General features: G+C 31.9%; 8 protein-coding genes. All 8 read left to right on the top strand.

The annotated features are described in order from the left end of the window. The first annotated feature begins 26 nt into the window (after positions 1–26). The 8 genes from CA_RS17030 to CA_RS16995 all read left to right on the top strand — a co-directional run bounded on the left by CA_RS17030 (position 27) and on the right by CA_RS16995 (position 12,084). Positions 27–1,343 (top strand): nucleotide sugar dehydrogenase, encoded by a 1,317-nt coding sequence (locus CA_RS17030; protein WP_171779423.1) that lies wholly within the window; start codon positions 27–29, stop codon positions 1,341–1,343. A gap of 157 nt (positions 1,344–1,500) precedes the next feature. Then, positions 1,501–3,267, top strand: coding sequence for a beta strand repeat-containing protein (locus CA_RS17025; RefSeq protein ID WP_010966581.1), 1,767 nt, complete (start codon positions 1,501–1,503; stop codon positions 3,265–3,267). Positions 3,268–3,412: 145 nt separating this feature from the next. Then, positions 3,413–5,194 carry a tetratricopeptide repeat-containing glycosyltransferase family 2 protein gene (locus tag CA_RS17020; protein WP_010966580.1) on the top strand — a complete coding sequence of 594 codons (1,782 nt, stop codon included), beginning with the start codon at positions 3,413–3,415 and terminating at the stop codon, positions 5,192–5,194. A gap of 35 nt (positions 5,195–5,229) precedes the next feature. Next, a complete protein-coding gene (locus CA_RS17015) occupies positions 5,230–6,114 on the top strand; it encodes a tetratricopeptide repeat protein (RefSeq protein WP_241393101.1) in 885 nt (294 codons plus the stop codon). A 228-nt stretch (positions 6,115–6,342) separates the two neighbouring features. Further along, positions 6,343–6,837 carry a thiol peroxidase gene (tpx, locus tag CA_RS17010; protein WP_010966578.1) on the top strand — a complete coding sequence of 165 codons (495 nt, stop codon included), beginning with the start codon at positions 6,343–6,345 and terminating at the stop codon, positions 6,835–6,837. A 201-nt stretch (positions 6,838–7,038) separates the two neighbouring features. Continuing rightward, positions 7,039–7,938 carry a CsxC family protein gene (locus tag CA_RS17005; protein WP_013913613.1) on the top strand — a complete coding sequence of 300 codons (900 nt, stop codon included), beginning with the start codon at positions 7,039–7,041 and terminating at the stop codon, positions 7,936–7,938. 73 nt (positions 7,939–8,011) lie between these two features. Next, positions 8,012–8,740 (top strand): hypothetical protein, encoded by a 729-nt coding sequence (locus CA_RS17000; protein ID WP_010966577.1) that lies wholly within the window; start codon positions 8,012–8,014, stop codon positions 8,738–8,740. A 110-nt stretch (positions 8,741–8,850) separates the two neighbouring features. Continuing rightward, a complete protein-coding gene (locus CA_RS16995) occupies positions 8,851–12,084 on the top strand; it encodes a DEAD/DEAH box helicase (protein ID WP_010966576.1) in 3,234 nt (1,077 codons plus the stop codon).

The following is a 12,084-nucleotide window of genomic DNA, read 5'->3' as shown; positions in this document are numbered from 1 at the left end:
GTTATATTAAAATTTTGGAAGTGGTTATATTGAAACAGGAAAGTTTAGCGCAAAAAATAAAGAATAAAACAGCTGTTGTGGGAGTAATTGGTCTAGGATATGTAGGGCTTCCACTTGCAGTTCAAAGTGCAGTTAAAGGGTATAAGGTTGTAGGGTTTGATGTTCAAAGTAAGAAAGTTGATATGATAAATAATGGACAAAACTATATAAATGATATCCCAAATGATACGTTAAAAGAAGTTGTTAAAAAGGACAAACTTAAAGCAACCTTTAACTTTGAATTTATAAAGAGTACGGATATCGTTTTGATATGCGTACCAACCCCATTAGATAAGTATCAACAGCCTGATATAAGCTATGTTAGAAATTCTACAGAGGTAGTTGGAAAATATCTTAATAAGGGAATGTTAGTAGTACTTGAAAGTACAACCTATCCAGGTACAACAGAGGAGCTTATACTTCCTACACTTCAAAAGGAGTCTGGACTTAAGTGTGGGAGAGATTTCTATTTGGCATTTTCTCCTGAAAGAGTTGATCCAGGGAATGTTAAGTATAAAACTGAGAATATACCCAAGGTTGTAGGAGGAGTGCAAAAAGAGAGTACAAAAATAGCAGCAGCTTTTTATGAAAATATATTAGAGGTAAAAGTGCATGAAGTTTCAAGTCCAAAGATTGCAGAGATGGAAAAAATCCTTGAAAACACGTATAGAAATATAAATATAGGTCTTATAAATGAGATGGCTATCATATGCAATAAGATGAATATAGATATATGGGAAGTTATAGAAGCTGCTAAAACTAAGCCATATGGTTTTCAGGCATTTTATCCAGGTCCCGGACTTGGTGGGCATTGTATTCCTCTTGATCCCTATTATTTAACTTGGAAAGCAAGAGAATATAATTACCATACACGTCTTATAGAAACCTCTGGAGAAATAAACAATTGTATGAGTATGTATGTTGTAGAAAGAGCTACAAAGATACTGAATAGATTTAATAAACCCTTGAAAGATTCTAAAATATTGATACTTGGTATAGCCTACAAAAAGGATATAGATGATTATAGGGAAAGTCCTGCAATTAGGATAATAGAAAATTTTGAATTAGAAGGAGCAAAGGTGTCTTTTTATGATCCTCATATTTCAGTTTATAAGTATAAAAATAAAGAACATTACGGAATTGATATAAGTAAGAGCAAGCTTATGGATTTTGATTTGGTTATCATAACTACAGATCACAGCAAGTATGATTACAAGTTTATACAACAAAATTCAAACTTTATTTTTGATGTTAGAAATGCAACGAAGAATTTGAAGGATAGGAGCAATATCGAGCTTTTGTAAAAACCATCACTAAATTGGTTGTCCACCATATAATATAACTGTAGCTTAATATTTAAATCTAAGAAGATAAAATCCATTTTGGTTAGAACTTATACATCTACTGTATAAGTCTAACTTTTATATGGAATTTTTGATAAACAATGGGGAGTGAAAAACTTTGGCAAATAGTATAGTATTTCAAAATGCAGCAAGTCAACTAAGATCAGCTATATATGGATATGATGGAACTAATTATCAACCTGTTAAAGTTAATAGTACAGGAGAACTTCAAATAAATGTAGGAACAATCAATGCAGTGGGAACAATAACAAGACTCGGAGTATTAGGAACAGTTAACGCAGTAGGAACAGTAACAAGATTGGGAGTACTGGGCACAGTTAATAGAGTAGCAGGAGTAGCAACAATAACAAGACTCGGAGTATTAGGAACAGTTAACGCAGTAGGAACAGTAGGAAGGTTAGGAGTACTGGGAACAGTTAATAGAGTAGCAGGAGTAGCAACAATAACAAGACTTGGAGTATTAGGAACAGTTAACGCAGTAAGCGCAGTAGGAACAGTAGGAAGGTTAGGAGTACTGGGCACAGTTAATAGAGTAGCAGGAGTAGCAACAATAACAAGACTTGGAGTATTAGGAACAGTTAACGCAGTAGGAACAGTAGGAAGGTTAGGAGTACTGGGCACAGTTAATAGAGTGGCAGGAGTAGCAACAATAACAAGACTCGGAGTATTGGGAACGGTTAACGCAGTAGGAACAGTAGCAAGGTTAGGAGTACTGGGCACAGTTAATAGAGTGGCAGGAGTAGCAACAATAACAAGACTTGGAGTATTAGGAACAGTTAACGCAGTAGGAACAGTAGCAAGGTTAGGAGTACTGGGCACAGTTAATAGAGTAGCAGGAGTAGCAACAATAACAAGACTTGGAGTATTAGGAACAGTTAACGCAGTAGGAACAGTAGGAAGGTTAGGAGTACTGGGAACAGTTAATAGAGTAGCAGGAGTAGCAACAATAACAAGACTCGGAGTATTAGGAACAGTTAACGCAGTAGGAACAGTAGCAAGGTTAGGAGTACTGGGCACAGTTAATAGAGTAGCAGGAGTAGCAACAATAACAAGACTTGGAGTATTAGGAACAGTTAACGCAGTAGGAACAGTAGCAAGGTTAGGAGTACTGGGCACAGTTAATAGAGTAGCAGGAGTAGCAACAATAACAAGGCTCGGAGTATTAGGAACAGTTAACGCAGTAAGCACAGTAGGAACAATAGCAAGATTGGGAGTACTGGGCACAGTTAATAGAGTAGCAGGAGTAGCAACAATAACAAGACTTGGAGTATTAGGAACAGTTAACGCAGTAAGCACAGTAGGAACAATAGCAAGATTGGGAATACTGGGCACAGTTAATAGAGTAGCAGGAGTAGCAACAATAACAAGACTCGGAGTATTAGGAACAGTTAACGCAGTAAACACAGTAGGAACAATAGCAAGATTGGGAATACTGGGTACAGTTAATAGATTAGCAGCAGTGGGAACATTAACAAGACTCGGAGTATTAGGAACTATATCAGGAGATGTCAATAGTAGAATAGTTGGAAGTGGAGTATATGCTACTGTTCAAGATATAGCAGTTTCATCTACAGGCACTTACACCAATTTTATAGATATATCTCAATATTCAGCTACCGGATGGTATATTAAGAAAATTTCAAATGTACCTGCAACTTTAACAGCTAGAATAGCTCTTGTACCAAGCACAAATAGGGCAGTGTATACTCCGTATATTGATTTACCAGTAGGAACTATAACTTCAGATATAACAAAAGCATTAGTTTTAGATAGAACTCAATATCTAAAATATGCTGCAGTTAATTTGATTTCTAGTAGTACAACAATTCCAACGGTACAAGTTGTTTTTGATGCTAAAAACTAATTTAGTGTAGCTAAGATTATCAACTTATGTATAAGATATGCATAAGTTGATTTTAGGCTGAATTTTTAAATTAAAAATTTCAGGTGGCAAACCATGGTATGTGCAATTTAGGTTTGTCACCTGTCATATATTTTGGAGTGATTTTATGAGTAATGAAATAAGTTTGTGTATGATAGTGAAAAATGAAGAAAAATACTTATTTCAATGCCTGGATAGTGTTAAGGACATCGTTGATGAAATAATTATAGTTGATACGGGCTCTACTGATAAAACGGTTGAGATAGCTAAAAAGTTTGGAGCTGAGATTCATTATTTTATGTGGAACAATAGCTTTAGCGATGCAAGAAACGAGTCCCTTAAATATGCAACTAAGGATTGGATATTCATAATGGATGGGGATGATGAATTCTCTAAGGATGACAAAGAAAAATTCAAAGAGCTTGTGAAGAATAATTTAAAAGAAGATTGTCTTTATTACTTTGAAACCTTGAGCTATTGTGGAGAATTTGTAGATAGTAGTAATATAAGTGTTAATTTGAATCCGAGACTCTTTAAAAATAATTATGGATATAAGTACGAAGGTATTGTTCACAATCAGTTGATTAATACTGAAAAAGAAATAAAGAATGTAATTTATAATATAAGAATATATCATTACGGATATTTGGAGGATGTATCTAAAAAGAAGAATAAAAGAGGAAGAAACATACCTCTTTTAAAGAAACAGCTTAAGGAAAATCCAGACGATAGATTTGCTCATTTTAATATTGGAAACGAGTATTATGCTATAGGTGATTTACAAAAAGCATTAACTCATTACTGTGAAGCTTATAAAGATTTTAATCCAAGTTCTGGTTTTGGATTTGTACTAATCACAAGGTTAATAGTTACAAACTTTGGTATTGGTAAACATGAAAAAGCAATAGAGTTTGCAGATATAGGGCTTGAATATTATCCTAATGCAACAGATATATATTTTTTAAAAGCACTTATATATGAAGCTACTAGACGTCCAACGCTTGCAATAAAGGCTCTTAAAAGATGTATTGAGATGGGAGAACCTCCCTCAAATTTAAAGCTATATTATGGGACATGGAGTTTTAAAGCTTTATATGAACTTGTTAATATATATATGGGTTTGAAGGATTATGAAGAAGCATATAAATATTGTATTGAAACCATAAAGGCTAAGAATGACTTTGTAAATCCTGTATATGTTATAGGACATATATTAAAGGAAAGAAAGACGCCAATAGAAGAATTTAAAGTTGAATTAGAAAAGCTATTTTCTGATTACCCCAAAGCATATTTTTTTATAGCAAATATTCTTTATGATGAGGGATATTTTAATGAGGCACTTGAATATACGGACAAATGTGAAAAAGAAGGACTTAATTCAGATGCAATATTAGACTTAAAGCTTAAGGCTATGATTAGAGCTCAAAAATTTAATGAATGTGCAGAAGCTAATTATTTTGCAAAAGAAAGTGTATTTTATTTTAATGCTTCTATGTATAAGGTTTTGAGCTTAGTTTTGATAGGAAAATTTAAAGAGGCGCTTAAAGATCTAGAGATATTTAAAGATGGTAAGCTTAAAAGGCAGGATAAAAAGGAGCTTGAAGTATATTCTCAATTTGTAAAACTATTTATGAATGAAGAAACAAAAGTTTTATCCGAGGACAAGGAAGATAAAGAATATACAGGTTTTATATTGGATATTTGCGATATTCTACTTTCGAATAAATTATATGATGAGTTTGAAAAAGCTCTTAATTTGTTTAATTTAATAAGTGATGAAAATGTACTACTGAATCTTTCAAAGCTATATTATAAACATGGCATTGAAAGTATGGCAAAAAAAGAGGCAATAAGATCTATAAAGGAATTTGAGGTATTTGATAATGAGATTTTAGATATATTGAGGTGATATATATGCCTCTATCGTATTACGAGAAGGGAATTATGTACAAAAGAAAAAATTTTATGGGGCCTGCAGTGAAGTGCTTTGAAGAAGCAAGAAAGCTTGAAGAGAAGGTAGGGAGTAAAGCTTCTTTAGAGTTAGCCAAGATATATGCTTACTTTAAAGATTATGAAGAAGCCTATAAGTATTGTAAGGAGGCAATTAGTAAATCCAACTATATTGAGGCCTATTATTTAATGGTTAGAATATTGTTATTATCAAATACTCCAATAAACGAAATTTTAAAGAAAGCTGGAAAAGTTAAGATTCATAATTCGTTGTTAGCAGATATATTTTGTTTTGAGGGCAATTATGAAGTTGCTCTCAAAATTATAGATACGTGTCTTAAGGAGGATGAAGTGACACGTGACCTTGAACTAATTAAAATAAAATGCTTATTAAAATTAAAACAGTATGATAAGTGCAAAGATTATATAGATAATTTTTCTCAAAGTTATTTATACTTTTTTAAGATCAGAATGTATAAGGTTATTTGCTGTGTACTGCTTGAAGAATATAGGTTAGCGTGGAAAATAATAGATGAATTTGATTACAAAAAGCTTAGCTTATATAACAAAAATAAGCTAAAGGCATATATAAACTTTTACAATGCAGCTTTGGATATTAGAGGTATAACTCCACATGAAAATGACGAGGAATATTATTCATGTATTTTTGAAATAATAGATATACTGTTAGCAACTAAAGAAATTAAATGCCTAAAAAAACTCATTCAAACTATTTCTAAATATGATGGTGGATATTTAGAATTGGCAGAATTATATTCAAACTATGGATATGTATCTGAAGCAAAAAAATTAATAGTACTGTATATAAAAAAATTTGAAGTTGTAAATAATAAAATGATATATATTTTGCAAAAGTAATGCAATAATATATTTACAATTTAGGTTTTAGGTAGTATTATAGTAATATATAATAGATATTACTTAATAATAAATATTATATAAGAGAGGTGAGTAGTTTATTTATTTAAATGCAACTTATATGAGGAAATTAACACTATATTGTGATTGATATCCCCCCTGATATATAGCAAAATTCTAGTCGTTAATTTCCTTATATATTATTTTAAATAAAATAAACAGTATGCTATGAAAGTAAAATTTAAGGGAAAAGAAGTTACATTAGAAGGAACAGAAATAAAGGTTGGAGATACATTTCCAGATTTTGTTGCGGTAAATAGTTCTCTTGAGCCAGTGATGTTAAAGAATACAAATAGAGTAAGAGTATTTTTGGCAGTTCCATCTGTTGATACGCCTGTATGTGATCTTGAAGTAAAGACCTTTAATGCAAGAGCATCAGAAATAGATGGAGTTTCAATTTATACTATTTCAATGGATTTACCTTTTGCACAATCAAGATGGTGCGGAGCTGAAGGAATTAAGAATGTAACAACATTATCTGATTATAGAGATAGAGCCTTTGGTAAAAATACTGGTACCTATATTAAAGAGTTAGGACTTTTAGCAAGAGCTGTTTTTGTAGTAGATAGCAGCAATAAAGTCACATATGCCAATTATCTAGAAGAGGTATCAGGATATCCTAACTATGATGAAGTGTTACAAGCAGCTCAGGCTGCCAAATAATTAGTTTAAGAGTATGCAATATAATATAATAGAGCCCTGAAAGGTTTAGCTTTCAGGGCTCTTATTTTACACAAAAGTAGTTTAATATATAGGCTTAAAGTAAAAAAAATTGGGTTAGCATAGTACATTTTTTATCTTAGCAGAATACTATATATCAGGGTGTAAAATATCCCATGTTATGGTAAAGGAGAAGAGATACAAATGGAAAATAATCAAGGAACTTCATGCCCAACTTCATTTTGTAATGCATCGGTTTTAAAGGCTCATACACTTGAGCAGGCAGAAAACTGGCCTGTAAGACCTGGAAAGTATAAAGTACCTGTTGTTCTTTCAGAGTTTGTTATTCAAATAGATGTAGAAGCTAAGGTTAAATTAAATGAACCTGCTTATGAAATAAAGAGAATTGAGAAACAAGTATTCCTTACTGAATGCAGATATGTTGGAGGAACTGACAAGGTATTCATTGAGGGCTATATAAGAAAGAATATAGAATATGCTTCAAGACACTGTACTACAAAATCAGGTATAGGCGGTGTTATCAATGATACTACAGTTCATATTCCATTTAGATGCGTTACAAGAGTGGAATTTAATGGAGCTCGCCCTAGAGTGTTCCCTAATTTTCAGCCAGATGTAGCTAGATATTTTGATCAAAAGAGAATGGGTAAAAATATAAGAGAAGCTGATAGAGCAAGCTATGAAATATTTAATGAACCTGTATATTGTGAACTTGAATGGTCTGAGATATATGATGCAGATATTGATGATAGAGGATGCCCAATAGATCACTTCTTAAATGAAGAAGAGTTCCAAGAATTCACTGATAAGTCAGTTGTTTATATTGCAATAAAATTACTTCAAAAACAACAAGTAGGACACACTCATCATGGACATTATGATGAAAAAGAAGGCTTTGAAAAAGAAGGCTTTGAAAAAGAAGGTTACAAAAAAGAAGGCTTTGAGAACCAAGGCTTTGAAAATCAAGGTTGTGGCAAGGAAGGATTTAGTAAAGAGGGCTTCAAAAAAGAAGAGTTTGGCAAGGAATATGGCTACAAAGGAAAAGGCGAATGGAATGGAATGATTGACAAATATAAAAAGTAGTTAAATTAGGGGGTCAGACTGAGAGCTGATCCTCTTACAACATATATTAGCAAGATTCGGAGAGTGAATTAGGTTGCGTAGGCATAGAAAACATCGCCATCATGGACATAAAGTAGAAAAGATAGAAGAAGATAAAGAAGAGATTGTGGAAATAAATAAAGAAGAGCCTCAGCAAAAGGAAGAAGAAAATATTTCTGTGAGGATACTTACAGAGTGTAATAGTGATCTAGTGAAATTTAGTATTAAGGCTGGATTCATTCCTGTACGTATGCCAGTTATAATAACCGAAGTTGTGGTGAATATCGATTTGGAGAATATTGTAAGTCTAGAACGACCTATTGTGCATATAGATGGCATAAAAAGAAGAGTAAGGCTTGAGAGTTGTAGATTAATTCCTGAAACAAATAAACTTTTTTTAAATGGGACAGTAATAAAAAGTATTCAATATACTAAGGAAAAGGATAGGTGCGACGATTCTATAAGTGGTGAAGTAAAGAATATGACGATTAATGTACCCTTTAGATGTGTGACAAGAGTAAAATATATAGTTCAGCCAATTCTTAGTGGTAAAAATAGAAATTTAAAAATAGTTGATAAAAATAATGAAATAACGCTGATAGAAAGCTATAAAGAAGAGGAAGAGGTTTGTTGTGAATTAGTTCATGCTAAATTTGAAGAATTGAATATGGTAGATAAGATAGATGCAGCAAAAAACATGCAAAGAATAAAGCAGAAGATGGTAATGCATATAACCGTAAGACTTATTCAGAATCAAACCCTGTTTGTTTTAAAGGAAACATAACGTCGATGGTTTCTTGTAAAGGCACTTTTAGGTGCTCTTTTTTTATTGATTTTATATACTAAATATTCTATGATATATATATTCTTTTATAGTAATTAGGAGATAATAGCATGGATAAAAATGAATTGCTTCAGATATTTAATGAAAGCGTTGCGGGAAAAAACCAATCAAAAGGACAGAGAGTATTTGAAAATGACTTAGTTTCTTCAGTAGATATTAAAGATGATGAAGATAGTATATGTATAAAGGGTAATGTTATATCTGAAAGTCTTTTTAGTCAGTACAGTACGGAAATACAAATGGACCCAACTGATAAGAGTATAGTAGGGACTTATTGTAGTTGTGCTGATTATGAGAAGAATGCAGCAAAGAAAAATTACTGCTGTAAGCATTTAATAGCAACCTTTTATAGTTCGCTGGAGGAGCTTTCTAAAAATACAAGATTAAAAAAAGCTGAAAAGCGTAAGCTTAATAAACTTTTAGGCATTAAGGATACCTTGGATATTCTCCTTGGAGGGGATAGTTCAAAAGAGGAGCTAAAAATAGAGGTTTATATAAATAAAGATAGATGGGATAATAGAATTTATTTTGAACTTAAAATAGGACTTAAAACTATGACTTCAAATAATCTTTATGTGTTAAAAGATATAAATAGTTTTCTTTTAGGCATATATCAAAACATCCCAATACCCTATGGTAAAAAGCTTATATTGAATATGAAGGAACAAAAACTAAGTGTTAAGGATAAAAAGCTTGTAGATTTTATCCAGATGATTATTAATATAGATAAGCCATTCTCTTACAATAGAAAGATTAAGAAATCTTTTATAGATGGAAAGTACGTCTATGTGCCTGACTATCTTGTTAGAGAATTTTTTCAGGTTATAAAGAATCATAGGGTTTATTTAAATGAAGGTTTTGATTTAAGCACAGATGTAGAAATTATAGAGGAAAAACCTCCAATTGAAATTAGCCTTAGGGATGTAGAGGACGATTATGTTTTAAGTGTGCCTTCTGGAATGCCAATATCCTTAAGTTCTAAAAATAATGTTTTTTTATATGGACTGGGAATATATATTCCAGATTATGAGTACTGTGAAAAAATAGGGCCGTATTTCGAGGTGTTTAATAAAGCGGAAGAAGTTAGATTATCTGGAGAAAAAGAAGAGACTATTCTAAGGAAATTAGTTCCGGATTTAAAAAGACTATCTAATAGTATATCACTGTCTTCCAATATAACAGATAAAATAGTAGTAGCTAAGTGTGAGTTTAAATTTTACTTTGATAATGAAGATGGAAATACTATACTTACTGTTAAAGTTAAGTATGGAGCTTTTGAATTTAATATCTTCGAGGATTTTAATGAGAAAGTGATTTACAGAGATTCAAAAAGAGAAATTGAAGTTTTAGAAACTGTAAGAGCCCTTAGATTTGAGAGAATTAAAAATAAATTCCTGCTTGGTTTTGGAGATGACTATGCCTTTACCTTTTTCAAGACAGAAATAGTAAGACTTCAGAAAATTGGAGAAGTATTTTATTCGGAAAACTTTAAAGGTATAAAGCATATTAGCAGCAAGGGAATAAGCGGGCATATAAAAACGGGAAAATACAATTATTTTGAAATGAAATTTAAGATTGATGATATACCACCAGGGGAAACAGTTATGATACTCAGGGCATTTAGAGATAATCTTAAATACTATAAGCTTAAGAATGGAGAATTTATTGATTTAGAAGAACTTCAGCTTAAGAATTTCTTAAAGTTATTAGATTCCATTTCTCCTAAAAAGTTAGATGAAAATAACATTAAGATACCTAAAAGTAAAAGTATTTATGTAGATGAATACCTAGAGGAAAAGGGCATTAGATACATAAAAGGTCAAGAGGAGCTTAAGAAGATAAGGGAGAAATTTAAGGAGGAAAAGAGCTTAGAATTTGAGCTGCCTAGGACTTTAAAGGGGCATCCAAGAGAATATCAAAAAAAGGGATACAATTGGCTTAAAACTTTGGATTACTTTGGTTTCGGAGGAATACTTGGAGATGAAATGGGACTTGGTAAAACCTTTCAAGTCATTTCGTTTTTGCTATCTAGCCCAGGCAAAAAGTCATTAATAGTGGTACCTACTTCCTTGGTATATAATTGGATACAGGAGTTTGAAAGATTTGCTCCAAGTATTAAAGTAGCAGCATCAGTTGGAACAAAAAAAGAAAGGGAAGTTATAATTGAAAATTTAAATGAATTTCAAGTTATAATAACTACCTATAACCTTTTAAAGAGGGACTTATCTTCATATATGGCCTTAGAATTTGATTATTGTATACTAGATGAGGCTCAAAATATAAAAAATCCTCATTCTCAAAATGCTATAAGTGTAAAGAAGATAAATGCAGTTAATAGATTTGCACTTTCAGGAACTCCTATGGAGAATTCTGTTATGGAACTGTGGTCTATATTTGATTTTATAATGCCTGAATACCTTTATGATGAGGATAGATTTAGTGTAAGATATTATAAAAAGCTTAAAGAGGAACCTGCGGTGATTGAGGATCTTAATAGACTTATAAAGCCATTTATTTTAAGAAGAAAGAAAAAGGAAGTTGTTAAGGAGCTTCCTAATAAAATAGAAAAGATAGTTGCAGTTGATATGGAAAGTAAGCAGAAGAAAGTTTACAGCACCTATGCAAAGTATGCTGTTAGTTTAATTGAAAAAAGGGTAGAGTATGACGAGTTCAATAAAAGTAAAATTGAGATACTTTCATATATAACAAGACTTAGGCAAATTTGCCTTGATCCATCTGTTGTAATGGAGGACTATACAGGAGGAAGTGCTAAAATAAACGCACTTATAGAGCTATTAAATCACAGCATTGATGAGGGGCATAAAATATTAGTATTTTCTCAGTTCACTTCTGTGTTAAAGAATATAGCTGAAAGATTTAGAGAAGAGAAAATAAAATACAGCTATTTAGATGGAAGTATAAATTCTAAGAATAGGATGAATATGGTTCAGGACTTTAATGAGGGAAATAACTCTGTTTTTCTAATAAGTTTAAAGGCAGGAGGAACAGGTCTTAATCTAACCTCTGCGGATGTTGTCATTCATTTTGATCCATGGTGGAATCCGGCAGTAGAAGAACAAGCAACAGATAGAGCGCACAGAATAGGGCAGAAAAATATAGTAGAGGTTATAAAGCTTGTGGCAAAGGGAACTATTGAAGAAAAGATCATACGTTTGCAGGAGGAAAAGAAGAGGCTTGTAGACAGTCTTCTTTCAGAGGATTTATCTACAAGCGAAGTATTTTCTGGTTTAGATGAAAATGAAATAATTGAATTATTTAAGTAA

It is taken from the genome of Clostridium acetobutylicum ATCC 824, assembly GCF_000008765.1.
Lineage (GTDB): Bacteria > Bacillota > Clostridia > Clostridiales > Clostridiaceae > Clostridium_S > Clostridium_S acetobutylicum.
The sequence above is the reverse complement of the archived record's forward strand: the minus strand, read 5'-3'. Positions and strand labels throughout refer to the sequence as shown.